This window comes from Cellulomonas gelida, assembly GCF_006538725.1.
Taxonomy (GTDB): domain Bacteria; phylum Actinomycetota; class Actinomycetes; order Actinomycetales; family Cellulomonadaceae; genus Cellulomonas; species Cellulomonas gelida.
This window is the reverse complement of record NZ_BJLQ01000042.1, coordinates 1-25,616: the sequence shown is the minus strand read 5'-3', so window position 1 is coordinate 25,616 and position 25,616 is coordinate 1. Positions and strand designations below refer to the sequence as shown.

The window sequence follows — 25,616 nt, the reverse complement described above, 5'->3', positions numbered from 1 at the left end:
GCCGGCGCACCTCGCGCCGGCGGGCGGCCACACCCGTCACCCGCGCCGTCCTAGGAGGTCGTCATGCGCGCACTCAAGCTGCTCGGCAACGCCGTGCTGTGGCTCGTCGCCGCCCTCGGGCTGGCCAGCGTCCTCGTCTGGGGCGCGACGCAGGCAGGGTGGATCCGGCCCCTCGTCGTCATCTCCGGTTCCATGGAGCCGGGGATCATGACCGGTGACCTGCTGATCGACCGCCCCCGCCCGACCAGCGAGCTGCAGGTCGGCGACGTCGCCTCGATCTACTCCGAGGTCACCCGGAACCTCGTCACGCACCGTGTCGTCGGCATCGAGCCCGCCGCCGACGGTCGGTGGGAGATCCGCATGCAGGGCGACGCCAACGACTCGCCCGACGGCGGCGTGTACGTCGTCGGCGGCACCGTCTGGCAGCCCGCCTGGCAGATCAGCGGCGGCGGCGTGGTCCTGACGACCCTGACCCGGCCGTCCGTCGCGGTGCCGTTGGGCGTCGCGCTCCTGTCCATGCTCGGCCTCAGCCTGCTCCCCGCGTCCCCGCCGCGTCGCCCCACCGACGAGCGCCGGGACGACGAGCGCCGGGACGACGAGCGCCGGGACGACGAGCACGGCGACGACGAGCGGTCGGGTGGCCGGTCCCTGCGCGGCGGGTCGGACGCGAACGGCGAGCCGCCCCGACTCGTGGCGGTGCCACGATGAGGCGGCGCCGGGCGCGCGCGGCCGCGGTGAGCCTCACCGTCGCCGCGGCGTGCGCCCTCGCCGCCGTCCTGACCGCCGCCGCAGCTCCGACCCCGTACGAGCGCGACGAGCCGCTCGCGCTGTCCCTGGAGGCGGTGCCCACCGGCACGACCTCGACGCTCCTGCGCGTCGTGCGCGTGCCGACGCCCGTGCGCGTCACGGACGTCGTCGTCACGACGAGCGGGCCCGACGACCTCACGTGGACGGTCGAGCTCTGCGGCCGGTCCACCGGAGAGTGCCGACCTGTGACGCTGGAGCTCGTCGGCGACGTGCTCCCCGCGGGCGCGCACGACCTTCGGGTGGACGTGGACCGCCCCGCGCCCGGCCCTGGCGCGGCGCCCGACGCGCACGGTCCGGGAGCCGTCGCGGACTCCGACGCGCCGCAGCTGCGCGCCGCTGGGGCGCTCGCGGGTCTCCTCGCCCTGCGCGAGGAGTCGCCACCGGCGCGCGACCTGCGGGCGGTCGGTGCCCTCGTCGGGCTCGCCGCCGCGACCACCCTGACCGGGGCGGTCCTGCTCCGTCCCGACCCGCACCCGTCCGTCCCCACACCCGAGAGGAGCCCCGACCGTGTCTGACACCCCGCCCCGCGACCACCGGCGCGGCCCCCGGCACCCCCGCTGGCGGGTCGTCGTGCCCGCCGTGCTCGGCGGCGGCGTGCTCGTGGGCTTCGGCTCCGCCGCGACGAGCGCCGCCTGGACCGACGACGCGTACGGCGTCGCCGAGGCGTCCGCGGCGCTCGTCGACCTGCGCGGCTCGTCGGACGGTGCTGCCTGGTCGCCCGCCGACACCGCCGGCGCCGCCGTCCGGCTCGCCGCCGTGACGGACCTGACGCCCGACAAGCCCGTCCAGCGCACCGTCCACCTCTGGAACGCCTCGAGCGTCCCGCTCGCGCTCACCTGGGCGTCCACCAACCCGACGACGCTGCTCGACGGCTGCGTCGCCGTCACCTACTCGCCGCTCCCGGCCGCCGAGCTCGCCGGGAGCCCGTCCAGCGCGACCGCGGCAGCCGTGACGACCGCGACCGTGACCTTCTCGGTCCCCGCCGGGGCGAACGCCGCCGCGTGCAGCGGGCGCTCGCTCGGGGCGGTCGACGTCGTCGTCCAGGGAGGAACCTCATGACCGTGACCCTGAGGCGGGCGCGCGCCGCGGTGGCCGTGCTCGTCGTCGCCGTGCTCGCCGCCGCCGGCGCCCGCGTGGCCGCGGACTCCGCCGCCCGCACCTCCGCGGCGTGGACCGACGACGTCCACGCCACCACGACGGTCTCCCTCGGCACGTGGTCGACTCACGCCCTCGGTTGCGTCGTGCTCGCCGCCGACGGCTCGGTGAGCGGGAAGGCAACCTGTGACGTGCTTGGCCTGAGAGTCTCCAAGCCGTGGGACGAGGGCGCCGGAGTCGGCCTGCGAGGAGCGGACATCAGGGTTCAGGTGAGACCGCAAGGTGTGAACCCGAACGCTGGGGAGCGGCTGCGGATCACGGTCGACCTTTCGAAGGCGCCCGGGATGCCGGCTGACTGGAAGTGGTCGACCTCGGGGGCGTCGGGCGAGTTCACCGCCGCCGACTGCTCGGCGCTGCCCGTCATGGCCTTCACCGCCAAGGACTGGGCGGGCTGGGGTCAGACCGAGATCGAGATCAACCTTCACGAGACACGCAAGCCTGGCGACTGCTCGCGCTGACTACGGCAGGCGCCAGTCCACCGGGGTGCCGCCCTGGCCGACGAGCAGGTCGTTGACGCGCGAGAACGGGCGCGAGCCGAAGAACCCGCGGGAGGCCGACAGCGGGCTCGGGTGCACGGACTCGACGGTCGGGACGTCACCGAGCGCGGGCTTGAGGGTCTGCGCGTCGCGTCCCCACAGGATCGCGACGAGCGGGCCGCCGCGCTCCACGAGCGCCTCGATCGCGCGGCCCGTGACGGCCTCCCAGCCCTTGCCCCGGTGCGACGCGGGTGCACCGGGCCGCACCGTCAGGACCCTGTTGAGCAGCATGACCCCCTGGTCGGCCCAGGGGGACAGGTCCCCGGTCGTCGGGCGGGGCACCCCGAGGTCCGCGACGAGCTCGCGGAAGATGTTGTCGAGCGAGCGCGGGACCGGGCGCACGTCGGGCTGCACGGAGAAGGACAGGCCCATGGGGTGGCCGGGCGTGGGGTAGGGGTCCTGGCCGACGACGAGCACGCGGACCTCGGCGAGCGGGCGGGCGAAGGCCCGCAGGATGGCGTCCGGAGCGGGCAGGTACTCGCGGCCCGCGGCGACCTCGTCGCGCAGGAACCGGCCCGCCGCGCGTACGTGCTCGCTCGCCGGCGCGAGCGCGCGCGCCCAGTCGTCGGCGACGATCCCCTCCAGCCCACCATCCACGCCCGGGACCCTACTGCCCTCACCGGTCCCGGCACCGGCGAGGTCGGCAGTGGAACGCGAGGTCGTGAGTCCGGAGTGCCGATCTCGCGTCGGACCGACGACGTCGTCCGGGGCGGGTGGGCCGACGAGCGCGCGGGTGGGACGGGTGGGTGAGGTGGGGCCGGACGAATGACACGGGTGTGGTTCGGGGCCTATCCTGGCGCGCATGGACGCAGCGACCGCATCGACCGCGCAGCTCCAGCCGACCCCGCTCGCGCCTGCCGGGCGTGACGGAGGTGTCGAGCTGAGCGAGCGGGACGCGTCGATCCTCGCGTTCGAGCGGCAGTGGTGGAAGTACGCGGGCGCCAAGGAGCAGGCGATCCGTGAGCTGTTCGACCTGTCCGCCACGCGCTACTACCAGATCCTCAACGCCCTGATCGACGACCCGGCGGCGCTCGCGCACGACCCGATGCTGGTCAAGCGACTGCGGCGCATGCGCTCGTCGCGCCAGCGGGCCCGCACCGCCCGGCGGCTGGGCGTCGAGGCCTGACGCCGACGCCACGACCGGACCCGGCGCCCGTCGTCGGACGCCCGGACCGTCCTGATCGTCCGCTCCGGGCGCGCCAGCCGCGAGCGTGTCCGACACGCCGGTGCCCGCGCACACGGCTCGGGCGGATAGCCTTCCTGCCGTGAGTAAGGCCGACTACCCCTACCCGGACGACGAGTTCGACGCGCCCGCGGACCCCACCGCCCCTCGCGGAGTCCACCGCGCGCCCCGTTCGGCGTGGAGCCGCTGGTCGCCGTTCCTGCTGGTCCTCGTCCTCGCTCCGCTCCTCGCCTACGGCGCGGTCACGTTCGCGACGCGCGGCGGCGACCTCCCCCTGGTCGGTGGCGGCGGCGGTGACGACGACGGCACGCCCGCCGCGACCGCGACCGCGACCCCCGGCGGCTCCGACGACGAGACGGGCGGCGAGTCGCCGGAGCCCACGGAGCCCGGGCAGGACGAGACGACCGAGGAGCCGCCGGCCCTCGAGCCGGACCTGGCGACCTCGGTGACGGTCTACAACGCCGCGGGCATCCAGGGCCTGGCCGCGAAGGCCGGCGAGCAGCTCACGGCTGCCGGCTTCACGTCCGTCAAGCCCGACAACTTCACGGGCACCAAGCCCGCGGCCTCGAGCGTGTTCTACGGGGCCGAGGAGGACCGGGCCACGGCCGACCTCGTCGCGTCGACGCTCGGCCTGAGCACCGCGCAGCTCGACCCGGCGCAGGCGCCCTCGGGAGTCGTCGTCGTCCTCGTCTCGGCGCTGCCCTGATCGTTCCCCGGCGCCCCGCGGCGGGCTGACCAGGGTCGATCAGTGCCCTCGGGGCGGGCGCGCCGTAGTCCACAGCCGTCGCGTCGACCCCTGTTGTCGGTGCGCGCGCTCCCACTAGGCTCGGCGCCACTTCGTGCAGGGGCGCGAGGTCATCGGTATGAGGGAGCACGGGCATGGCTCAGGGCACGGTGAAGTGGTTCAACGCGGAGAAGGGCTACGGGTTCATCACCCCGGACGCGGGGGGTGCCGACCTGTTCGTGCACTTCTCGGCGATCCAGAGCGACGGGTACCGGAGCCTCGACGAGGGGCAGCAGGTCGAGTTCGAGGTCGGGCAGGGCGCCAAGGGCCCGCAGGCCGACCAGGTCCGCCCGCTCTGATTCCTGGGCCGCGTGCGGCCTAGGGGTCCAGCGCGTCGAGGGCGAGCAGGGCGCACGCCGCGCTCCAGGTGAGCGGGGCGACCGCGGCCGGTCGGCCGTCGGCGAGCACCTTCTCGGGCACGGAGCCGGTCAGGGTCCGGTGCGAGTCGATCGCGCTCAGCAGCTCGAGCGTGCGTGCGTGGTCGCCCTGCTCTGCCGCGACCCAGGCGTAGAGCGACGTCTGCGGCGTCCACGTGACGCCGTCCTGCCGCCACTCACCGGCGGGGGCCAGCCCGACCGGGCGTCGCATCGCCTCGGCGGACGCGAGCCAGGCGGCGCGGCCGCCCGTCGCCGGTCGCTGCCAGAACGGTGCGAGGACGAACGCCGCGGCAGCGTCGTGGTCGGCGCCGTCGGCGTAGCGCGTGAACCCGGCCGCGCCGAACGTCTCGACCGTCGCCGTGCGCACGGTCAGTGCGCTCGCCCGCGCGCGCTCGGCGCGCTCGACGTCGCCCGCCTCGGCCAGCACCGTCACCGCCTGCTCGAGGCCTGCGACGAGCGGCGCGACGGTGCCCAGGGTGAGCTCGTCCTCGTCGCGCTCCCAGTAGTCGGGCGAGGCGGGCGGGAGACCGGTGGTGGTGAGCAGGCTCGTCGTGCCGTCGACCGCGCGGGCCACGAGCGGCGCGAGGCGCGCGGCGACGACCGTGCGCACCGGTCCGGGCGGCAGCTCCGCGAGCACGAGCCCCGCGGCCCACATGGCCCAGCCCTGGCCGTCGGTCTGCGCCGTGCGGTCGTCGGGCGGTCCCGAGCCGTCGGGCAGGTAGCGGGCCTCGAAGCCACCGTCGTCGTGCTGGGCGCGCGCCAGGAAGTCGAGCACCTCGAGCGCGTCGTCGACGTGACCCGTGCGCGCGAACGCGACGGCGACGAACGCCGCGTCGCGCGGCCACACGTACCGCCAGCGGTCCTCCCAGCCCGCGACCATGGCGCCGCCCGGCAGCAGGAGCGTGTGCAGGTCGAGCAGTGCGGTCCGGCTCAGGTCCTCGAACGGGCCGCCCGCACCCGGCACCGAGCCCGCGGCGAGCCACGCGAGCTGCGCGTCCGCGAGCCGGTGGGCCTCGCGGGTGCCGTGCTCCACCTCGCCGCCGTCCAGGACCGCCCCGAAGTTCGTCAGCTCGGGGTCGAGCACGCGCGTGCCGTCGAGGAACGCGGGCCGGGTGCCGGCGGGGACCGCGACGACCGCACCGTCGGGCCCGATCGCGACGCCCTCCTGGAAGAGCGGCAGGACCGCGTACGGCGTGGTCGGGGCGCCGGCGGCCGGGGCGTCCGCGGCCGCGGCGGGCCGGGCTGCACCCACCTGGACGCCCACCGGGAGCACCGCGGCGAGGATCGCGCCGACCGCGAGCAGCGCGGGGCCGACGGCGCGGGACGCGCGTCGTCGGCCTGTCGTCCGGGCGTCGTCACCTGGCACGCGCGGCACCCTATCGAAGCGGCGGTGCCCGGTGGGCCGAACCGCCGCGCGTCGGTGCGTTCGCCAGGCGTGAAGGCGGGCACCGCTGCTTGCACTCTCGGGGGTCGAGTGCTAACCATTGACTTAGCACTCTCGGGTAGAGAGTGACAGAACCACCCCGGCCGTCAGGTGAGACGTCGGGTGTGCGGGACAAGACCGCGCGCCCGGTCGTCGTCCGTCGCGGGCACCGACCGGCCGACCCGAACCCAAGCGAAGGATCGCTCGCCACATGGCCAAGATCATTGCCTTCAACGAGGAGGCCCGCCGCGGTATCGAGCGGGGTCTGAACGTCCTCGCCGACACCGTGAAGGTCACGCTCGGCCCGAAGGGCCGCAACGTCGTGCTCGACAAGAAGTGGGGCGCGCCGACGATCACGAACGACGGCGTCTCCATCGCCAAGGAGATCGACCTCGAGGACCCCTTCGAGAAGATCGGTGCGGAGCTCGTCAAGGAGGTCGCCAAGAAGACCGACGACGTCGCCGGTGACGGCACGACGACGGCGACCGTCCTGGCCCAGGCGCTCGTGCGCGAGGGCCTGCGCAACGTCGCGGCGGGTGCGAACCCGATCGCGCTGAAGCGTGGCATCGAGAAGGCCGTCGAGGCCGTCACCGCTGCCCTGCTCGCGCAGGCCAAGGAGGTCGAGACCAAGGAGCAGATCGCCGCCACGGCCGCGATCTCCGCCGGCGACAAGGCGATCGGCGACCTGATCGCCGAGGCCCTCGACAAGGTGGGCAAGGAAGGCGTCATCACCGTCGAGGAGTCCAACGCGCTCGGCCTCGAGCTCGAGCTCACCGAGGGCATGCGCTTCGACAAGGGCTTCCTGTCGGCGTACTTCGTCACCGACCCGGAGCGTCAGGAGGCCGTCCTCGAGGACGCGTACGTCCTGCTCGTCGAGGGCAAGATCTCGAACGTCAAGGACCTGCTCCCGCTGCTGGAGAAGGTCATCCAGTCCGGCAAGCCGCTGTTCATCGTGGCCGAGGACGTCGAGGGTGAGGCCCTCGCGACCCTCGTCGTGAACAAGATCCGTGGCCTGTTCAAGTCGGTCGCCGTCAAGGCTCCCGGCTTCGGCGACCGCCGCAAGGCGATGCTGCAGGACATGGCGATCCTCACGGGTGGCCAGGTCGTCAGCGAGACCGTCGGCCTCAAGCTCGACACGGTCGGCCTCGAGGTCCTCGGCCAGGCGCGCAAGATCGTCGTCACCAAGGACGAGACCACGATCGTCGAGGGCTCCGGCCAGGCCGACCAGATCGCCGGTCGTGTCACGCAGATCCGCGCCGAGATCGAGAACTCGGACTCGGACTACGACCGCGAGAAGCTGCAGGAGCGCCTCGCCAAGCTCGCCGGCGGCGTCGCCGTCATCAAGGCGGGCGCGGCCACCGAGGTCGAGCTCAAGGAGCGCAAGCACCGCATCGAGGACGCCGTGCGCAACGCCAAGGCGGCCGTCGAGGAGGGCATCGTCGCCGGTGGTGGCGTGGCGCTCATCCAGGCCGGCAACACCGCGTTCGCGGACCTCAAGCTCGAGGGTGACGAGGCGACCGGTGCCGCGATCGTGAAGCTCGCGATCGAGGCCCCGCTCAAGCAGATCGCGATCAACGCCGGTCTCGAGGGCGGCGTCGTGGCCGAGAAGGTCCGCAACCTGCCGACGGGTCACGGCCTCAACGCCGCGACCAACACGTACGAGGACCTGCTGGCCGCGGGCGTCAACGACCCGGTCAAGGTCACGCGCTCGGCGCTGCAGAACGCGTCGTCGATCGCCGCTCTGTTCCTCACCACCGAGGCCGTCGTGGCCGACAAGCCGGAGAAGGCCCCCGCGGCCCCGGCCGGTGGCGGCGAGGACTTCGGCGGCGGCTTCTGAGCCGACGCCGGCCTCTGAGCTGAGCACCGCCGGACGCCGAGCGTCCGGCAGCACGACCCAGGACGGGCCGGTCACCCTCGGGTGGCCGGCCCGTTCGTCGTCCCCGGGCGCGCCGACGCGGGCACGGACGGGCCCGCGCAGCCCCCTGCCGCCGCGCGGGCGTGCGCGCTAGGGTCGTGGTCGGCCGCAGTGGCGCGGCCGTGCTGCGAGCACCGGAGCAGGGGGCTTCCGTGACACAGCTGTGGCGCAACTTCTCCGACCTCGCCGCCGTGGTCACGGTGGTCGGGGCGGTGGTCGCTGGTGGGGTCTTCCTGGGGTGCTGGGCGTACCGGGGGACCGAGCGGTCGTCGTCGGCCGTGTGCCGCTCCGTGGGCGAGGCGCTCGTCGTCGTGTGGGCGCTCGTGCTCGCCACGGTGACGCTGCGGCCGTTGCCGCACACGGGTGAGGCCGATCCCGAGCTCGTGCCCTTCCGGGACCTCGGCTCGTACGCGCAGGCGTCCTGGCCGGCGACGGTCGGGCAGGTCGGCGGGAGCCTGCTGCTGTTCGGCCTGGGCGGTGCGCTGCTCGCGGCGCGGCTCGGCTGGGGCCCGTGGCGGGCCGCGCTCGCGACGGCGATGACGGGCGTCGTCATCGAGGTCCTGCAGCACGTCCTGGTCACGGGGCGTCGCGCGACGACCGACGACGTGCTGGTCGCCGCGGTCGCCGGGGCGCTGGGTGGTGCGCTCGTCGTCGTCCTGCGCGTGGTGGGTGACCGGCGGCGTGGGCGTCGTGCCGGGGCGCCGGTCGTGGACCCGGCGGTCGTCGGCGACGCGGCCCGACGCCCGGCGGTGCGGGTCCGCGCCCACTAGCCTCGGGCGTGTGCAGGAGACCACGATCACCGTCGAGGGCCGGTTCGAGCACCATCACGCGGCCGAGCGCGGGACCGTCTCGCTCGTCGTCGGGTTCGAGGGGCCGCAGCGGGACGACGTGGTGCAGCGCACGACGCACGCGCACGCCCGGATCGTCGACCAGGTGCGCGCGCTGCACGACCCGTCGTCGGGTCCGGTCACGTGGTGGTCGGCGCAGCGGCTCAGCGTGTGGAGCCGGCGGCCGTGGAACGACCACGGCAAGCAGCTCCCGTTCGTGCACCACGCGCAGGTCGGGCTCGAGGCGAAGTTCTCGGACCTCGCGCGTCTGGCCGAGTGGGTCGAGCAGGTCGCGGTGCTCGACGGGGTCACGGTGCAGGGCGTGACCTGGACGCTCACCGAGGTCACGAAGAAGCGGCTCGTCGCCGACGCACGCGCCCGGGCCGTCGCGGACGCGGTCGAGCGTGCGGGCGCCTACGCGCGGGCGCTCGGGCTGGCCGACGTGCGTGCGGTCGCGCTCGCCGAGCCCGGGATGCTGGGTGACCAGAGCCGACCGGTGGCGCACGAGGCCGTCGCGATGATGCGCGGTGCCGTCGCCGACGGGGCGGGCGGCCAGCTCGACCTGAAGCCCGAGGACATCACGGTCGAGTCCGCGGTCCACGCGCGCTTCGTCGCGAGCTGACCACCGACGACCTCGCCCGTCAGCTCTCCTCGGGTCTCACTGGCGGTAGGAGGACAGGAAGTTGCCGAGGCGCTCGACGGCCTCGCCGAGCACGCGCGCCTCGGGCAGCGTGACGATCCGCAGGTGGTCCGGCGTGGGCCAGTTGAAGCCCGTGCCCTGCACCAGCAGGATGTGCTCGCTGACCAGCAGGTCGTAGACCAGCCTGGCGTCGTCGTGGATCTCGTGGACGTCGGGGTCGAGGCGCGGGAAGAGGTACAGCGCGCCGTCGGGCCGCACGCACGTCACGCCCGGGATCGAGGTCAGGCCGCGCCACGCGACGTCGCGCTGCTCGTGCAGCCGCCCGCCGGGCGCGATCAGCGCGTCGATCGACTGGACGCCGCCGAGGGCGGCCTGCAGCGCGTGCTGCGCGGGCACGTTCGCGCACAGGCGCGTCGACGCGAGCAGCTGGATGCCCTCGAGGAACCCCGTCGCGTGCTCGCGCGGCCCGGTGACGACCATCCACCCCGAGCGGTACCCGGCGACCCGGTAGGTCTTGGACAGGCCGTTGAACGTCAGGCACAGCAGGTCGTGCGCGACCGAGGCGAGCGGCGTGTGGACCGCGCCGTCGAACAGGATCCGGTCGTAGATCTCGTCGGCCAGCAGCAGCAGCGAGTGCCGGCGCGCGATGTCCGCGAGCGCCACGAGCGTCTCGCGCGGGTAGACCGCACCCGTCGGGTTGTTCGGGTTGATGACGACGAGCGCCTTGGTGCGCGGCGTGACGAGCGACTCGAGGTGCTCGAGGTCCGGCTGCCAGCCCGTCGTCTCGTCGCACCGGTAGTGCACCGGCTTGCCGTCGGACAGCGACGTCATCGCGGTCCACAGCGGGTAGTCGGGGGACGGGATGAGCACCTCGTCGCCCTCGTCGAGCAGCGCCTGCATGACCATCGTGATGAGCTCGGAGACGCCGTTGCCCAGGTAGACGTCCTCGACGTCGAACAGCGGGAACTCGGGGTCCGTCTCGTAGCGCGTGACCACGGCGCGGCGCGCGGACAGGATGCCCTGCGACTCGCTGTAGCCGTGCGCGGTGGGGATCGCCGCGATCATGTCGCGCACGATCTGGTGCGGCGCCTCGAACCCGAACGCGGCGGGGTTGCCGGTGTTGAGCTTGAGGATCGCGTGGCCCTCGGCCTCCAGGCGCGCCGCCTCGGTGAGCGTCGCCCCACGGATCTCGTAGAGGACGTCCTTGAGCTTGGCGGACTGGTCGAGGGCGCGCAGGTGCATGGTCGCAGCGTAGGCGCGTGCCGACCCGCGGTGCCGCACCCGCAGGCGTGACCGGATCGGGATCAGGACGAAACACCCCGTTCACGCCGGGGCGCCGCTGTCCGAAACACCCGGCTCCTACCGTCCTGCGACATGGGCACAGGGATGTATACACCCCGGGACACAGCGCGGTGCGCCGCGGTGCCTGCGCCCCCGTCCGGTTCCGCTCGTGAGCTCCACCCCAGCGAAAGGGTCCCCTCCGTGACCAGAACCATGCGCACCACCCGCGCGCTCGCGGTGTCCAGCGCGGCGCTCGCCGCTCTTCTCGCCCTGTCGGCCTGTGGGTCGCGCACCGACGACGAGGCCTCCGGAGAGAGCGGCGCGGGCTCGTGCGTCGAGACCGACGGCGACGCGGTGAAGATCGGCTTCCTCAACTCGCTGTCCGGCACGATGGCGATCTCCGAGCAGACGGTGCGCGACGCGCTCGACCTCGCGGCCAAGGAGATCAACGCCGCGGGCGGCGTGCTCGGCAAGCAGCTGACGATCGTCGGTGAGGACGGTCAGTCCGAGCCCACGGTGTTCGCCGAGAAGGCGGAGAAGCTCATCAAGTCCGACTGCGTGGCCGCGGTGTTCGGCGGGTGGACCTCGTCGTCCCGCAAGGCGATGCTGCCGGTCTTCGAGGACAACGAGTCGCTGCTGTTCTACCCGGTCCAGTACGAGGGCCTGGAGGCCTCGCCCAACATCTTCTACACGGGCGCCACGACGAACCAGCAGATCATCCCCGCGATGGACTACCTCAAGGAGGAGGGCGTCACGAAGGTCTTCCTCGTCGGCTCGGACTACGTGTTCCCGCGCACCGCGAACAAGGAGATCCTCGCGTACGCCGGCGCGAACGGGATCGAGGTCGTCGGCGAGGAGTATGCCCCGCTGGGCCACACGGACTTCTCGACGATCGTCACCAAGCTCAAGGGATCGGGCGCGCAGGCGGTGTTCAACACGCTCAACGGTGACTCCAACGTCGCGTTCTTCAAGGAGTACAAGAACGTCGGCCTGACCGCGGAGACGGTGCCGGTGGTCTCGGTGTCGATCGCCGAGGAGGAGGTCGGCGGCATCGGCGTCGACAACATCGTCGGGCAGCTCACCGCGTGGAACTACTACCAGACGGTCGACAGCCCGGCGAACGAGAAGTTCGTCGCGGCGTTCAAGGCGGAGTACGGCGACGAGCGCGTGACCTCCGACCCGATGGAGGCCGCCTACACCTCGCTCTACCTGTGGAAGGGCATGGTCGAGAAGGCCAAGTCGTTCGCGGTGGCCGACGTGCAGGCCGCGGCCGACGGCGTCTCGTTCGAGGCGCCCGAGGGCACCGTCACCGTCAACGGCGACAACCACCACATCGCCAAGACGGCGCTGATCGGCAAGATCGACGCCGACGGCCTGATCTACCCGGTCTGGGAGTCCGACGGGCCGATCGAGCCGGACCCGTTCCTCGAGGGCTACGAGTGGGCCGAGGGCCTGTCCTGACCCACCCCTGACGGCGGTGGTCCGACGATGCTCTCCGTGCGTCGGGCCACCGCCCCCAGCCGTTCGTCGCCCACGGGCGTCGGCAGGCCGCGTCCGACGAGGGCGCAGGAAGGACGCGGGTGCATGGATGCCCTGGTCTCACAGCTCTTCGCCGGGCTGAGCCTCGGGTCGGTGCTGCTGCTCGCAGCACTCGGCCTCGCGCTCACGTTCGGGCAGATGGGCGTCATCAACATGGCGCACGGCGAGTTCATGATGGCGGGCGCCTACACGGCGTTCGTCGTGCAGAAGGTCGTCGCCGACGCCGGTGTCTCGCTGCTCGTGTCCCTGGTGATCGGGTTCCTGGTCGGGGGACTGCTCGGCCTGCTGCTCGAGGTCACCCTGATCTCCCGCATGTACCACCGGCCGCTCGACACGTTGCTCGTCACGTTCGGGGTCGCGCTCGTGCTGCAGCAGCTCGCGCGGGACGTGTTCGGGGCGCCGAACGTGGACGTGCGCGCGCCGGACTGGCTCTCGGGCGCGGTCCAGGTGCTCGGGGTCGGCGTCCCCAGGACGCGCCTGTTCATCCTCGCGCTGGCCACGCTCGCGGTCGTCGCGCTGGCCCTCGCGCTCAAGCTCACGCCGCTCGGCCGGCGCATCCGCGCGACGGTCGCGAACCGCGACCTGGCCGAGACCGCGGGCATCTCGACGCGCGCCACGGACCGGCTCACGTTCTTCCTGGGCTCGGGCGTCGCGGGTGTCGCGGGCGTCGCGCTGACCCTGCTCGGCTCGATCGGGCCGACGCTCGGGACCTCCTACATCGTCGACGCGTTCCTCGTCGTCGTGGTCGGCGGCATCGGCCAGCTCAAGGGTGCGGTGATCGCCGCGTTCGGGCTCGGGCTCCTGCAGGCCGGCATCGAGTACTCGTCGACCGCGAGCGTCGCCAAGGTGCTCGTGTTCGTCATCATCGTCGCGTTCCTGCAGGTCAGGCCGCAGGGTCTGGTCGCCGTCCGGACGAGGAGCCTCGCATGAGCGCCCTGTGGTCGCACGAGCGGGCCCGCCTGCTCGTCGGGATCGGCGTGGCCGGTCTGCTGCTGTTCGTCGTCGCGCCGAACGTCCTGTCGGACTTCCGGCTCAACCTGCTCGCGAAGTTCATCTGCCTCGCGATGGTCGCGGTCGGGATCGGGCTCGCGTGGGGCCGCGGCGGGATGCTCACGCTCGGCCAGGGCGTGTTCTTCGGGCTCGGCGGCTACCTCATGGCGATGCACCTCAAGCTCGCCGACGCCGGCCCGGACGGCGTGCCCGACTTCATGCTCCTGTACGGCGACGGCACCGTCCCCGCGTGGTGGGAGCCGATGCGCAGCCCCGTCGTCACGATCCTGGCGATCCTGCTGCTGCCCGCAGGACTCGCCGCGCTGCTCGGGCTCGTGGTGTTCAAGCGGCGCGTGCGCGGCGCGTACTTCGCGATCCTGTCGCAGGCCCTCGCGGCCGCTTTCGTCATCCTGCTCATCGGCCAGCAGAAGGTCACCGGCGGGACCAACGGGCTCAACGGGTTCCGGTCGTTCTTCGGGTTCTCGCTGGCGGACCCGCTGAACAAGCAGATGCTCTACTACATCGCCGCGGGCACCCTGCTGGCGATGGTGCTGACCGTGCGGCTGATCATGCGCTCGCGCTACGGCGAGCTGCTCGTCGCGGTGCGTGACCAGGAGAACCGCGTGCGGTTCCTCGGGTACGACCCCGCGCTGGTCAAGGTGCTCGCGTACACGGTCGCGGCGCTGTTCGCGGCGATCGGCGGGGCCCTGTTCGCGCCGATCGTCGGGATCATCTCGCCCGCCGACGTGGGGGTGGTGCCGTCGATCGCGTTCCTCGTGGGCGTCGCGATCGGCGGGCGCGCGACGCTGCTCGGCCCGGTCGTCGGCTCGCTCGCCGTGTCCTGGGCGGAGACGAGCCTGTCCGAGCGGTTCCCGTCGTTCTGGACGTACTTCCTGGGCGGGCTGTTCATCCTCGTCGTCGCGTTCCTGCCCGACGGGTTCGCGACGCTCGGCCGGCTGCGCGTGCGGCGTCGCTCGTCGTCCGACGAGCCGGGCGGCCCGGGCGCCGACGCGCCCGGCACCGACGTCCCCACGACCCCCGACGACGAGCGCGACGAGGCCACCGCGAGCGCAGGGAGGACCGCATGACCGAGCAACCAGCCCTCACCGAGCCGGGCATGGACGAGCCGCAGGTCACGCTCGACCCGCAGGCGCTCGAGGCCGTGATCGCCGCACCCGGCGAGCGGTTCCGGCACGACTACCTCGAGGTCCGCGGGCTGCGCGTCGAGTTCGACGGGTTCGTCGCGGTCGACGGGGTCGACCTGACCGTCACGCAGGGCGACCTGCGGTTCCTCATCGGTCCGAACGGCGCGGGCAAGACGACGATCGTCGACGCGATCACGGGACTCGCACGGTGCTCGGGCTCGGTGCAGTTCGGCCGCGTGGAGCTCGTCGGTCGGCCTGCGCACCGGATCGTGCGCGCGGGGGTGGGACGCACGTTCCAGACCGCGAGCGTGTTCGACGAGCTCAGCGTCCTGCAGAACCTCGACATCGCGGCCGGCTCGGGCCGGGGGCTGCCGACCCTGCTGCGGCGGCGGCGCACGATCCCCGACGAGGTCGCGCAGGCCCTCGAGACGATCGGGCTCACCGCGCTCGCCGACGCACCCGCGGGCGTGCTCGCGCACGGGCAGAAGCAGTGGCTCGAGATCGGGATGCTCCTGGTCCAGGACGCGCGCCTGCTGCTGCTCGACGAGCCCGTGGCCGGCATGAGCCACGCCGAGCGGGAGCAGACCGGGCAGCTGCTGCGGCGCATCGGCGAGCAGCGCACGGTCGTCGTCGTCGAGCACGACATGGAGTTCCTGCGCGCGTTCGCCTCGTCGGTCACGGTGCTGCACCAGGGGCGCGTGCTGTCGGAGGGGACGGTCGCGCAGGTGCAGGCCGACCCCAAGGTCGTCGAGGTGTACCTGGGCCGTGGCGCGGGGGCGCGCGGCTCCGCGACGGAGGTGGAGTGATGCTGCGACTGACCGGGGTGCACGTGGGCTACGGCCGCACGTCCGTGGTGCACGGCGTCGACGTCGAGGTGGGCGAGGACTCCGTGACCGCGGTCATGGGCCACAACGGCGCGGGCAAGACGACGCTGCTGCGCGCCGCGGTGGGCCTGCTGCCCGTGCGCAGCGGGACGGTCCTGCTGGGCGGCGAGGACGTCACCAGGCTGCGGCCGCACCAGCGCGTGCGGCGCGGGCTCGCCTACGTGCCGCAGGGGCAGCAGTCGTTCGGCACGCTCACCGCGCGGGAGAACCTGCAGCTCGTCGCGGACGGCGCGGGCGCCGCGGGGCGGGCTCGGATGGACGCCGCGCTCGACCTGTTCCCGGCCCTGCGTGAGCTGCTCGGGCGGCGGGCGGGCCTGCTGTCCGGCGGGCAGCGCCAGCAGCTCGCGATCGCCCGCGCGCTGATCACGGGCCCGCGGGTGCTGATCCTCGACGAGCCGACCGAGGGCATCCAGCCGAACGTCGTGCAGGAGATCGAGGACGCGATCATGACGTTGACGGCCGCCGGCGGGCTCGCGGTGCTGCTCGTCGAGCAGCACGTCGGGTTCGCGCTGTCCGCCGCGGCCCGGTACTACGTGCTCGAGTCGGGGCGCGTCACGAGCGAGGGGTCCGGCGGGCTCGAGCGGGAGGACGCCGTGCGCGCGGCGATGGCGCTGTGAGCGAGCGACGCGGGTGGGAGGGGCCCGGCGCGCGCAGCGTGCGCCGGTCGGCGGGGCGCGCGGGGCGCAGGGTTAGGCTCCATGTCCATGAGCACGGGTCCGCGTCCTGACGTGGCCGACGCGAGCACGACGAGTGCGCCGACGGACGGTCGGTCGCTGCGCGAGGTGGTGTACCACCGGCTGCGCGACGAGATCCTCAACGGCCGGATCAGCCCGCGCGAGCGGCTCACCGAGCCCAAGCTGGGCAAGACGTTCGACGTGTCGCGCACCCCGGTGCGCGAGGCGCTGTCGCGGCTGCTGTCCGACGGGCTGATCGAGCGCACGGACTTCGGGTACGCGGTCGTCGTGCCGTCGCTGGAGGACCTGCGCAACCTGTACGAGCTGCGCATCACGCTCGAGCTGCGCGGCATCCAGCGGGCGATCGAGAACCCGTCGGTGCGGCACGACGAGGCCGCGCTGCGGGCCGAGCTCGAGTTCTGGGTGGGGCTGCGCTCGGCGCCCCCGGCACCCGACCCGTCGTTCGTGCTGCTCGACGAGCGCTACCACCAGGTGCTCTCCGCGTCGTCGGGCAACGCCCAGCTCACCGAGGCGCTCGTGACGGTCAACCAGAAGATCCGCGCGGTGCGCATGCACGACTTCGTCGAGACCTCCCGCATCGCCACGACCATCGACGAGCACATCGAGATCCTCGAGCTGGTCGTGGCCCGCCGCCTCCCGGAAGCCCTCACCGCCCTGCACCAGCACGTGGGCGAGTCGCTGGAAGTCGTCATGGAACGCGCGACGAGCGCGATGACCCGCATGGCCCTCGCAGGCTGACGCCCTGCGCCCGGTGTCGCCGCCCCTCGGTGCGCGGCACGGGTACGCCGCGCGGCGGTTCGTTGTTCCCGCTGCGGTTCGTCGCTGCGAGGCGACGAACCGGCGCGGCTGCGACGAACCGACGTGATCAGGCGACGAAGCGGCGCCATGGGGGGCGTAACGCGGCGTTCATCTAGGTGGGTCCGGGAGGAAACATCCTGTTCGTACCGTTCGGGATACGGGGGTGTATACGCCCCGGACCTGCATCGGGAACGACGGGAGGGGTGCCGTGGGACGCACGCTGGTCGTCGCGAATCGGGGGGAGGTCGCGGTGCGGGTGCTGCAGACCGCCCGGCGGCTCGGGTGGCGGACCGTCGCGCTGTGCACCGACGACGACGTCACGGCGCCGCACGTGCGCCTGGCCGACGACGTCGTGCACCTGGGGGCGGACCCGCGCGCCTACCTCGACGCGGGGCTCGTCCTGGCTGCCGCACGGCGGTCCGGTGCGACCGCGCTGCACCCGGGCTACGGGTTCCTGTCCGAGGACGCGGTCTTCGTCGCGGACGTCGAGGCGGCCGGGCTCGCGTTCGTCGGCCCGACGCACGCGCAGGTCGCGACGTTCGGCGACAAGCTGCGCGCGCGGCACGCGGCGCACGCGGCCGGCGTCCCCGTGCTCGCGGCGTCGGATGCGCTGACCGGCCTCGACGACGCGCTGCTGGCCGCCGACGCGATCGGCTACCCCGTGATGGTCAAGGCCGTCGCGGGCGGGGGCGGGCTCGGCCTGCGCCGGTGCGCGACGCCCGCCGAGCTCGTCGCGGTGGTCGAGGACGTGCGCCGCACCGCCCAGGAGCTGTTCGGCAACCCCGCGCTGTACGTCGAGCGACTCGTGCGCCGTGCGCGGCACGTCGAGGTCCAGGCGTTCGGCGACGGGCGTGGCCGGGTCGTGACGCTCGGGGACCGCGACTGCTCGGTGCAGCGCCGCCACCAGAAGGTGATCGAGGAGGCGCCCGCCCCGGGCCTGCCCGACGCGCTGCGCGCGCGCCTCGTCGGCTGGGCCCGGGACCTGCTCGCCGCGCAGGCGTACCGCAGCGTCGGGCCCGTCGAGTTCGTCGTCGACCTCGAGCGCGGCGACGCCGCGATGCTCGAGGTCAACGCGCGCCTGCAGGTCGAGCACACCGTGACCGAGGAGGTCACCGGGGTCGACCTGGTCGAGTGGATGCTGCGCCTCGTCGACGGCGACGACGTCCTCGCGGGCCGTCCCGACGCCGTGCCGACCAGCGGGCACGCCGTGCAGGCCCGCGTGTACGCCGAGGACCCGCGCCGCGGCGGCCTGCCCAGCACCGGCACGCTCACGCACGTGACGCTGCCGCCCGTGCGCGTCGACGGCTGGGCCGAGCCCGGGCAGCGCGTCACGCGCTACTTCGACCCGCTGCTCGCCAAGGTCGTGGTGCACGGCCGGGACCGCGCGCAGGCGCTCGTCCGGGCCGGCGAGGCGCTCGCCGGGACGCGGGTCGAAGGGGTCGCCACCAACCTGCCGCAGCTGCGCGCCGCGCTGGCCGACGCTCGCGTGCACGCCGGTGCCGTCGACACCGGGCTGCTCGCGGACGTGCGCGACGACGAGCCGTGGGTCGAGGTGCTGCGCGGCGGGGACATGACGACCGTGCAGGACTGGCCGGGCCGGCGCGGGCTGTGGGAGGTCGGGGTGCCGCCATCGGGGCCGATGGACGACCTGTCGTTCCGGCTCGGCAACCGCGCGCTGGGCAACGACGAGGGTGCGCCCGGGCTCGAGTGCACGCTCACCGGGCCGCGGCTGCGGTTCAGCCACGACACGTGGGTGTGCGTGACGGGCGCCCCGGCCGTGGTGACGCTCGACGGGCGCTCGGTCCCGCAGTGGGAGCCCGTGCGCGTCGCGGCTGGGGCCGTACTCGACGTCGCGGCACCCGGGCACGCGGGCCTGCGGACGTACGTGCTGGTGCGCGGCGGGCTGGATGTTCCCGACTACCTGGGCTCGGCGGCGACGTTCACGCTCGGCGGGTTCGGCGGCTACGCGGGCCGGGCGCTGCAGGCCGGGGACGTCCTGGTGCCGGCCGACGAGCGGGTGGCCGACGAGCGGGCGGCCGACGAGCGAGCGGCGGTGCCGATCGAGCTGCGGCCGCGGTTCACGCGCGCGTGGCGGCTGGCCGTGCAGGAGGGCCCGCACCCCGCGCCGGACTTCCTCACGCGCGAGGACATGACCACGCTGCTGGGGGCGACGTGGCAGGTGCAGGCGCACGCCAGCCGCACGGGCGTGCGGCTGTCCGGCCCGCGGCTGCGGTGGGCGCGGCCCGACGGCGGCGAGGCCGGCCTGCACCCGTCGAACGTGCACGACACCCCGTACTCGGTCGGCGCGCTCAACGTCAGCGGCGACACCCCGATCCTGCTCGGCCCGGACGGACCGTCGCTCGGCGGCTTCGCGTGCCCGGTCACGGTGGTCTCCGGGCACCGCTGGAAGCTGGGCCAGCTGCGACCGGGTGACACGGTCCGCCTCGACCCGGTCCCGACGCGCACGGCCGAGCGCCTGCGCACCGACGACCGCCTGCGCGGCGCGGCGACCCTGCCGCCCGGCCTCGCGACGGGGACCGACGGCGACGACGGCGTGCTCGCGGTGGTCCCGGGCGACGCGAACGACGCGGTCGGCCGGCCGCGCGTGCGCTACCTGCGCGGCGGCGACGACAACGTGCTCGTCGAGTACGGCCCGCCCGTGCTCGACCTGGGCCTGCGGGTGCGGGTCCACGCGCTCGCGGAGGCGCTGCGCGGCCGGGTGCGCGACGGCCTCGTCGGCGTGGTCGACGTGACGCCGGGCGTGCGCAGCCTGCACGTGCACGTCGATCCGGACGCGCTGCCGGTGCGCGCGCTCGTCGGTGTGCTCGTCGAGCTCGAGCACACGCTGCCGCACACGGACGACCTCGTCGTGCCGTCCCGGCGCGTGCACCTGCCGCTCTCGTTCGACGACCCCGTGGTCGCGGCCGCGGTCGAGCGGTACGTCGCTGGCGTGCGGCCGCACGCGCCGTGGCTGCCGTCGAACGCGGAGTTCGTGCGCCGCGTCAACGGGCTCGACACGGTCGACGACGTGCTCGCGACCATGACCGCGGCCGAGTACCTGGTGCTCGGGCTCGGCGACGTGTACCTGGGGGCGCCGCTCGCGGTCCCGCTCGACCCGCGGCACCGGCTGCTGACCACGAAGTACAACCCCGCGCGCACGTGGACCGCGGAGGGCACGGTCGGGCTCGGCGGGCAGTACCTGTGCGTGTACGGCATGGACTCCCCGGGCGGGTACCAGCTCGTCGGCCGGACCGTCCCCGTGTGGTCCGCGTACGCGCAGCACGGGTCGTTCGAGCCGGGGGTGCCGTGGCTGCTGCGGTGCTTCGACCGGATCGTCTGGCACCCCGTCGCGCCCGACGAGCTGCTCACGTGGCGGGCCGAGCTCGCCGCGGGGCGCCGCACGCTCGTGATCGAGGACGGCTGGTTCTCGGCGCGCGAGCACCGCGAGTCGCTGCTCGACCACGCCGAGGACGTCGCGCGCGTCACGGGCCGTCGCGCGGCGTGGTTCGCGGCCGAGCGCGACGCGTGGGCGCTCGCGGGAGAGCTGGACGCGCCCGACGAGGCCGCGACGGCACCGCCCGTGAGCGCACCGCGGCGGCGCGCGCCGCAGGGCTGCGTGCTCGTCGAGGCGCCGATGGTCGGCGCGGTGTGGCGCATCGACGCGCAGGTCGGTGAGCGCGTGCGGGCGGGGGAGCGGCTCGTCGCGCTCGAGGCGATGAAGCTCGAGCTCGCGGTGCCCGTGCCCGTCGACGGCCGGCTCGTCGAGGTGCTCGTCGAACCCGGTCAGCAGGTCGTGCCCGGCGAGGCGCTCGCGGTCGTGGCGGTGGGCCTGTGAGCACGGCTGTGCACCCGTCCGTGAACCACCCGAAGGAGGGCCCGTGCACCTGACGCCAGGCGACACCGAGAAGCTGCTGCTCGCGGTGGCGGGCATGGTCGCGCGCGACCGCCTCGCGCGCGGCGTGCGCCTCAACTACCCGGAGACGGTCGCGCTGCTGACCACGTGGGTGCTCGAGCGCGCGCGTGAGGGGCGGTCGGTGGCGGACCTCATGGTCGAGGGGCGCAGCGTGCTGGGCCGCGACGAGGTCATGGACGGCGTCGCGGACATGCTGCCCGACGTCCAGGTCGAGGCCACGTTCCCCGACGGGCGCAAGCTCGTCACCATCCACGAGCCGATCGCCTGAGGGGGCCCGCGACATGGCAGGCACGACGACGAGCGGGCCGGGTGCGATCCGGCTCGCACCCGGCCGCGAGGACGAGCCCGTGGTCCTCAACGCGGACCGCGCGGCGCACGAGCGGATCACGCTCGTCGTGACGAACACGGGCGACCGACCCGTGCAGATCGGCTCGCACGTGCACCTGCCCGACGCGAACGCGGCGCTCGACCTGGACCGGGTCGCCGCGCACGGGTTCCGGCTCGACGTGCCGTCGGGGACGTCGCGGCGGTTCGAGCCGGGGGCGTCGGCCGTGGTCGCGGCCGTGGCGCTGCGCGGCGCCCGCCGCGTGCCCGGGATCCAGCGGGGCAAGGCCGACGGGGGCGCGCTGGGCGCGGTCCCGCCGGCCGGGGCGGGGGACTGACGCGTGGTCGAGATCTCGCGCGCGCGGTACGTCGCGCTGTACGGCCCGACGACGGGCGACCAGGTGCGCCTGGGGGACACCGACCTGTGGATCGAGGTCACCGAGGACCGCACGTTCGGTGGCGAGGAGGCCGTGTTCGGGGGCGGCAAGTCGATCCGTGAGTCGATGGCGCAGGGGACCACGACGCGCGCGGCGGGTGCGCTCGACACCGTGATCACCAACGCGATCGTCCTGGACTGGTGGGGCGTGGTCCGGGCGGACGTCGGCATCCGCGACGGGCGGGTCGTCGCACTCGGCCGCGCGGGCAACCCCGACGTCGCCGACGGCGTGCACCCGGACCTGCACATCGGCCCGTCGACCGACGTCATCTCGGGTGAGGGTCGGATCCTCACCGCCGGGGGCATCGACTCGCACGTGCACCTGCTGTCGCCGTCCCAGGTGCACGAGGCGCTCGCGACCGGGCTCACGACGATCGTCGGCGGCGGGACCGGGCCCTCCGAGGGCTCCAAGGCGACGACCGTGACCCCCGGCGCGTGGCACCTGGGCACGATCCATCGCGCGCTCGACGTGCTGCCTGTCAACGTGCTGCTGCTCGCCAAGGGCAACACCGTCTCCGACGAGGGCCTCGACGAGCAGGCGCTCGCGGGTGCGGCCGGCTACAAGGTGCACGAGGACTGGGGCTCGACGCCCGCCGCGATCGACGCCGCGCTGCGCGCCGCGGACCGGTGGGGGCTGCAGGTCGCGCTGCACTCGGACTCGCTCAACGAGGCGGGCTTCGTCGAGTCGACGCTCGCAGCCATCGCGGGGCGTGGCATCCACGCGTTCCACGCCGAGGGCGCGGGCGGCGGGCACGCGCCGGACATCCTCACGGTCGCGTCGCGCGCGAACGTCATCCCCGGCTCGACCAACCCGACGCTGCCGCACACCGTCAACACCGTGGCCGAGCACCTCGACATGCTCATGGTCTGCCACCACCTGAACCCGCACGTGCCCGAGGACCTCGCGTTCGCGGAGTCCCGGATCCGGGCGACGACGATCGCCGCGGAGGACGTGCTGCACGACCTGGGGGCCATGTCGATCACGTCGTCGGACGCGCAGGCGATGGGGCGCATCGGTGAGGTGATCACGCGCACCTGGCAGGTCGCGCACGTCATGAAGGCCCGACGAGGCGCGCTCGGGACCGACGAGCCCGCGGACAACCTGCGCGCGCGGCGGTACGTCGCCAAGTACACGATCAACCCGGCGATCGCGCACGGCATCGACACGCACGTGGGGTCCGTCGAGCCGGGCAGGCTCGCGGACCTGGTGCTGTGGGAGCCGAAGTTCTTCGGGATCAGGCCTTCGGTCGTGCTCAAGGGCGGCGCGATCGTGTGGGGTGCGCTCGGCGACCCGAACGCCTCGATCCCCTCGCCGCAGCCGGTGCTCATGCGGCCCGCGTTCGGGGACGCGGTCGCGCCCGAGCTCTCGGTCACGTTCGTCGCCCCGGCCGCGATCGAGGACGGGCTCGCCGCACGGCTCGGGCTGCGGCGCACGCTCCTGCCCGTGGCGGACACGCGCGGCATCGGCAAGGCCGACATGCGCCTCAACGACGCGCGGCCGCGCATCGACATCGACCCCGAGTCCTTCGCGATCGCCGTCGACGGTGAGCCGATCGCACCTGCCCCCGCCGACCGGCTGCCCCTCGCGCAGCTGTACACGATGTTCTGAGGCCGCCGTGACCGCCGCGCACCCACCGACGAGCGTGCTGTTCGCCCTGCTCGCCGACGCGCGCCTGCCGACGGGCGGGCACACCCAGTCCGCGGGGCTCGAGCCGGCGCTGCTCGCGGGCATGTCGGTGAGCGACGTGCCCGGGTACATCGGCGGCCGGCTCGCGACCGTCACGCGGACCGAGGCGGCCGTCGCGGTCGTCGCACGGCACGCGGTGTGCGGCGAGCCCGACGAGCGCGTCGCCCGGCTGCGCGGCGCGTGGCAGGCGTGGGCCGCCCGCACCCCGAGCCCTGCGCTGCGTGAGACCTCGCAGCGGCTCGGTCGCGGCTACCTGCGCCTCGCGCACCGGCTCTGGGGCTCGCACCCGGGCGTGGTGGCGCTCGACGCGGCGGTCGTCGCGGAACGCACGCGCCTCGCCGCCGAGCACGTGGTCGGCCCCGGGCCCGTGGGCCGCAGCGACCGGGCGCAGCCGCCGCGTCCCCTGGTGCTGGGCGTGGTGGGGGCGTGCGTCGGGCTCGACGCGCGGCAGGTCGCGCAGCTCGTCGGGTACGACGACGTGCAGACGATCGCCTCCGCGACGCTCAAGCTCGCACCCGTCGACCCCGCCGACGCGACCGCGTGGGTGGTCGCCGCTGCGCCGACCGTCGAGGCCATGGCCGCGGGCGTCGCGCGCCTGACGGATCCCGCCGACATCCCCGCGTCCGGCGCCCCGCTCCTCGAGGAGTGGGCGCAGCAGCACCTCCGCCGCACAGAGAGGCTCTTCAGTGCCTGACCACACGCCTGACCCCGCCCACCCTCACGACCACGCCCACCCTCACGACCACGCCCACCCCCACGCGCAAGCCCACGGCCACGCGCACCCGCACGCTGACGCGCCGCCGCACGGGCACGCGCCCGCGCCGACCAGGTCGTTGCGGCTCGGGGTCGCCGGCCCCGTCGGCACCGGGAAGAGCTCGCTCATCGCGCTCGTGTGCCGCGAGCTGGCCCACGAGCTCGCGCTCGGCGTCATCACCAACGACATCTACACCGACGAGGACGCGCGCTTCCTGCGCTCGGCGGGCGTGCTCGATCCCGAGCGCATCCGCGCGGTCGAGACGGGCGCGTGCCCGCACACCGCGATCCGCGACGACGTCACGGCCAACCTGCTCGCCGTCGAGGACCTCGAGGAGGACTTCGCGCCGCTCGACGTCGTGCTCGTCGAGTCCGGCGGTGACAACCTGACCGCGACGTTCTCGCCCGCGCTCGTCGACGCGCAGGTCTTCGTGCTCGACGTCGCCGGCGGCGGGGACGTGGCGCGCAAGGGTGGCCCCGGCATCGGGCGGGCCGACCTGCTCGTCGTGAACAAGACCGACCTCGCGCCGTACGTCGGCGTCGACGTGCCGCGGATGGTCGCGGACGCGACCGCGGCGCGCGACGGCCGCCCGGTGCTCGCGCTGTCCCGGCACGACGCGGCCTCGGTCGAGGCCCTGAAGGACTGGGTGCGCGTGATGCTCGCGGCGCACCGCGCGGGCGCGCACGTCCCGCAGGACCCGGGCCCGATGGCCCCCCACTTCCACGCCGACGAGGAGCACCCCGCCGGCGGCATCCTCCACACCCACGCCTGACCATGCCCACCCACCGCACCCACCCCACCGCTCCCGCACGTGCGCACCGCTGCGCGCGCCCCGCCGAGGGCGCCCGCCCCGCCGGTTCGTCGGTTGCGCACGGCTGTTCGTCGGCAGTGCGTCGCTTCGTCGGTTCGGGACGACGAAGCGACGCCGGAGCGACGAACCGGCGCGGGAACGTGGGGGCGACGCGGTGAGGACGGTCGTCGAGGTCGCACGTGCGGGGCACCGGGTGCGGTGCGTGCTGCGCGCCGGGCACCTCGCGCCGCGCGTTCTCACCCAGACCGACCGCGCGGTGACCGTCGCACTGGTCGCGACCGGTGCGCTCCTGCTCGGCGGGGACCACGTCCGCGTCGAGGTGCGCGTGGGCGACGGCGTGGAGCTCGAGCTCGTCGAGACGTCCGGCACCGTGGCGTACCACGGGCGGGGCCTGCCCTCGTCGTGGAGCGCGGACGTGCACGTCGGTCGGGGTGCGTCACTCGTGTGGGACGCGTTGCCGTTCGTCGTGTCCGACGGTGCGGACGTCGCACGCACGACGAACCTGCGCGTGCACGACGAGGGTGCGGCGCTGCTGCGCGAGACGCTCGTGCTCGGCCGCGACGGGCAGCGCGGCGGTCTGCTGCGGTCGGCGACCAGCGCCGTCGTGGGCGGCGCGGACCTGCTCGTCGAGGAGCTCGACCTCACCGGCCCGCACACCGCTGCGGGTGTCCTGGGCGCGGCGCGCGTCGTCGACTCGGTCCTGCTGGCGGGC

26 protein-coding genes are annotated in these 25,616 nt (G+C 74.2%); 23 read left to right on the top strand and 3 right to left on the bottom strand.

Annotated features, from left to right (window positions below; translation table 11 throughout):
• Window positions 1-63 precede the first annotated feature (63 nt).
• From CGE01nite_RS14660 to CGE01nite_RS17040, 4 genes are read left to right on the top strand one after another with little or no spacing between them, the layout of a single operon-like run.
• Window positions 64-708 (top strand): signal peptidase I, encoded by a 645-nt coding sequence (locus CGE01nite_RS14660; protein ID WP_141371517.1) that lies wholly within the window; start codon window positions 64-66, stop codon window positions 706-708.
• Complete coding sequence (locus CGE01nite_RS14655; RefSeq protein ID WP_141371516.1) at window positions 705-1,322, top strand: hypothetical protein; 618 nt, start codon at window positions 705-707, stop codon at window positions 1,320-1,322. The genes CGE01nite_RS14660 and CGE01nite_RS14655 overlap by 4 nt, the downstream gene beginning before the upstream one ends.
• Window positions 1,315-1,866, top strand: a complete 552-nt coding sequence (locus tag CGE01nite_RS14650; RefSeq protein WP_141371515.1) for a hypothetical protein — start codon at window positions 1,315-1,317, stop codon at window positions 1,864-1,866. The genes CGE01nite_RS14655 and CGE01nite_RS14650 overlap by 8 nt, the downstream gene beginning before the upstream one ends.
• A gap of 35 nt (window positions 1,867-1,901) precedes the next feature.
• Window positions 1,902-2,420, top strand: a complete 519-nt coding sequence (locus CGE01nite_RS17040) for a hypothetical protein (RefSeq protein ID WP_170210992.1) — start codon at window positions 1,902-1,904, stop codon at window positions 2,418-2,420.
• Here CGE01nite_RS17040 and CGE01nite_RS14635 read toward each other — a convergent pair whose 3' ends face one another.
• A complete protein-coding gene (locus CGE01nite_RS14635) occupies window positions 2,421-3,095 on the bottom strand; it encodes a uracil-DNA glycosylase (RefSeq protein WP_048341535.1) in 675 nt (224 codons plus the stop codon).
• A 205-nt stretch (window positions 3,096-3,300) separates the two neighbouring features.
• On the opposite strand from CGE01nite_RS14635, the gene CGE01nite_RS14630 reads away from it, so the two are divergent.
• The 3 genes from CGE01nite_RS14630 to CGE01nite_RS14620 all read left to right on the top strand — a co-directional run bounded on the left by CGE01nite_RS14630 (window position 3,301) and on the right by CGE01nite_RS14620 (window position 4,764).
• Window positions 3,301-3,624, top strand: coding sequence for a DUF3263 domain-containing protein (locus CGE01nite_RS14630; protein ID WP_048341534.1), 324 nt, complete (start codon window positions 3,301-3,303; stop codon window positions 3,622-3,624).
• Between the two features lie 139 nt (window positions 3,625-3,763).
• The gene (locus tag CGE01nite_RS14625; RefSeq protein WP_053071497.1) at window positions 3,764-4,387 is read left to right on the top strand and encodes a LytR C-terminal domain-containing protein; all 624 of its coding nucleotides are present in this window, start codon (window positions 3,764-3,766) and stop codon (window positions 4,385-4,387) included.
• Between the two features lie 173 nt (window positions 4,388-4,560).
• Window positions 4,561-4,764, top strand: coding sequence for a cold-shock protein (locus tag CGE01nite_RS14620; RefSeq protein WP_048341533.1), 204 nt, complete (start codon window positions 4,561-4,563; stop codon window positions 4,762-4,764).
• A gap of 19 nt (window positions 4,765-4,783) precedes the next feature.
• On the opposite strand, the gene CGE01nite_RS14615 is transcribed toward CGE01nite_RS14620, so the two are convergent.
• Window positions 4,784-6,208: a glycoside hydrolase family 15 gene (locus CGE01nite_RS14615; RefSeq protein WP_229747286.1), complete on the bottom strand. Its 1,425-nt coding sequence runs from the start codon at window positions 6,206-6,208 to the stop codon at window positions 4,784-4,786.
• Between the two features lie 268 nt (window positions 6,209-6,476).
• Here CGE01nite_RS14615 and groL point away from each other — a divergent pair, with 268 nt between their 5' ends.
• From groL to CGE01nite_RS14600, 3 genes are all read left to right on the top strand, one after another.
• Complete coding sequence (gene groL, locus CGE01nite_RS14610) at window positions 6,477-8,102, top strand: chaperonin GroEL (protein ID WP_141371512.1); 1,626 nt, start codon at window positions 6,477-6,479, stop codon at window positions 8,100-8,102.
• 230 nt (window positions 8,103-8,332) lie between these two features.
• The gene (locus CGE01nite_RS14605; protein WP_170210991.1) at window positions 8,333-8,950 is read left to right on the top strand and encodes a VanZ family protein; all 618 of its coding nucleotides are present in this window, start codon (window positions 8,333-8,335) and stop codon (window positions 8,948-8,950) included.
• Window positions 8,951-8,960: 10 nt separating this feature from the next.
• Window positions 8,961-9,629: an SIMPL domain-containing protein gene (locus tag CGE01nite_RS14600; RefSeq protein ID WP_048341583.1), complete on the top strand. Its 669-nt coding sequence runs from the start codon at window positions 8,961-8,963 to the stop codon at window positions 9,627-9,629.
• Window positions 9,630-9,665: 36 nt separating this feature from the next.
• On the opposite strand, the gene CGE01nite_RS14595 is transcribed toward CGE01nite_RS14600, so the two are convergent.
• Window positions 9,666-10,889: a pyridoxal phosphate-dependent aminotransferase gene (locus tag CGE01nite_RS14595; protein ID WP_141371510.1), complete on the bottom strand. Its 1,224-nt coding sequence runs from the start codon at window positions 10,887-10,889 to the stop codon at window positions 9,666-9,668.
• A 240-nt stretch (window positions 10,890-11,129) separates the two neighbouring features.
• Between CGE01nite_RS14595 and urtA the strand changes: the two genes are divergently transcribed.
• The 13 genes from urtA to CGE01nite_RS14535 form a co-directional block, all read left to right on the top strand.
• Entirely contained in the window at window positions 11,130-12,389 is a 1,260-nt protein-coding gene (gene urtA / locus CGE01nite_RS14590; RefSeq protein WP_229747285.1) for an urea ABC transporter substrate-binding protein, read from the top strand.
• 123 nt (window positions 12,390-12,512) lie between these two features.
• The gene (urtB, locus tag CGE01nite_RS14585) at window positions 12,513-13,397 is read left to right on the top strand and encodes an urea ABC transporter permease subunit UrtB (RefSeq protein WP_048341528.1); all 885 of its coding nucleotides are present in this window, start codon (window positions 12,513-12,515) and stop codon (window positions 13,395-13,397) included.
• Complete coding sequence (gene urtC / locus CGE01nite_RS14580) at window positions 13,394-14,545, top strand: urea ABC transporter permease subunit UrtC (RefSeq protein ID WP_141371509.1); 1,152 nt, start codon at window positions 13,394-13,396, stop codon at window positions 14,543-14,545. The genes urtB and urtC overlap by 4 nt, the downstream gene beginning before the upstream one ends.
• The gene (gene urtD, locus CGE01nite_RS14575) at window positions 14,542-15,408 is read left to right on the top strand and encodes an urea ABC transporter ATP-binding protein UrtD (RefSeq protein ID WP_229747284.1); all 867 of its coding nucleotides are present in this window, start codon (window positions 14,542-14,544) and stop codon (window positions 15,406-15,408) included. The genes urtC and urtD overlap by 4 nt, the downstream gene beginning before the upstream one ends.
• The gene (gene urtE, locus CGE01nite_RS14570) at window positions 15,408-16,103 is read left to right on the top strand and encodes an urea ABC transporter ATP-binding subunit UrtE (RefSeq protein ID WP_048341580.1); all 696 of its coding nucleotides are present in this window, start codon (window positions 15,408-15,410) and stop codon (window positions 16,101-16,103) included. Before urtD ends, urtE begins: the two co-directional genes overlap by 1 nt.
• An 87-nt stretch (window positions 16,104-16,190) precedes the next feature.
• Entirely contained in the window at window positions 16,191-16,919 is a 729-nt protein-coding gene (locus tag CGE01nite_RS14565) for a GntR family transcriptional regulator (RefSeq protein WP_229747283.1), read from the top strand.
• Between the two features lie 268 nt (window positions 16,920-17,187).
• On the top strand, window positions 17,188-20,814 hold the full coding sequence (gene uca / locus CGE01nite_RS14560) for an urea carboxylase (protein WP_141371508.1): 3,627 nt from the start codon (window positions 17,188-17,190) through the stop codon (window positions 20,812-20,814).
• 43 nt (window positions 20,815-20,857) lie between these two features.
• Entirely contained in the window at window positions 20,858-21,160 is a 303-nt protein-coding gene (locus tag CGE01nite_RS14555; protein ID WP_048343277.1) for an urease subunit gamma, read from the top strand.
• Between the two features lie 13 nt (window positions 21,161-21,173).
• Window positions 21,174-21,554: an urease subunit beta gene (locus CGE01nite_RS17390; protein WP_229747282.1), complete on the top strand. Its 381-nt coding sequence runs from the start codon at window positions 21,174-21,176 to the stop codon at window positions 21,552-21,554.
• 3 nt (window positions 21,555-21,557) lie between these two features.
• The gene (locus CGE01nite_RS14550) at window positions 21,558-23,261 is read left to right on the top strand and encodes an urease subunit alpha (RefSeq protein ID WP_229747281.1); all 1,704 of its coding nucleotides are present in this window, start codon (window positions 21,558-21,560) and stop codon (window positions 23,259-23,261) included.
• A 7-nt stretch (window positions 23,262-23,268) separates the two neighbouring features.
• A complete protein-coding gene (locus CGE01nite_RS14545; protein ID WP_048343280.1) occupies window positions 23,269-24,033 on the top strand; it encodes an urease accessory protein UreF in 765 nt (254 codons plus the stop codon).
• A gap of 139 nt (window positions 24,034-24,172) precedes the next feature.
• Window positions 24,173-24,865, top strand: coding sequence for an urease accessory protein UreG (gene ureG / locus CGE01nite_RS14540; protein WP_141371507.1), 693 nt, complete (start codon window positions 24,173-24,175; stop codon window positions 24,863-24,865).
• Between the two features lie 193 nt (window positions 24,866-25,058).
• On the top strand, window positions 25,059-25,616 hold a 558-nt coding region (locus CGE01nite_RS14535; protein ID WP_141371506.1), incomplete at its 3' end, for an urease accessory protein UreD.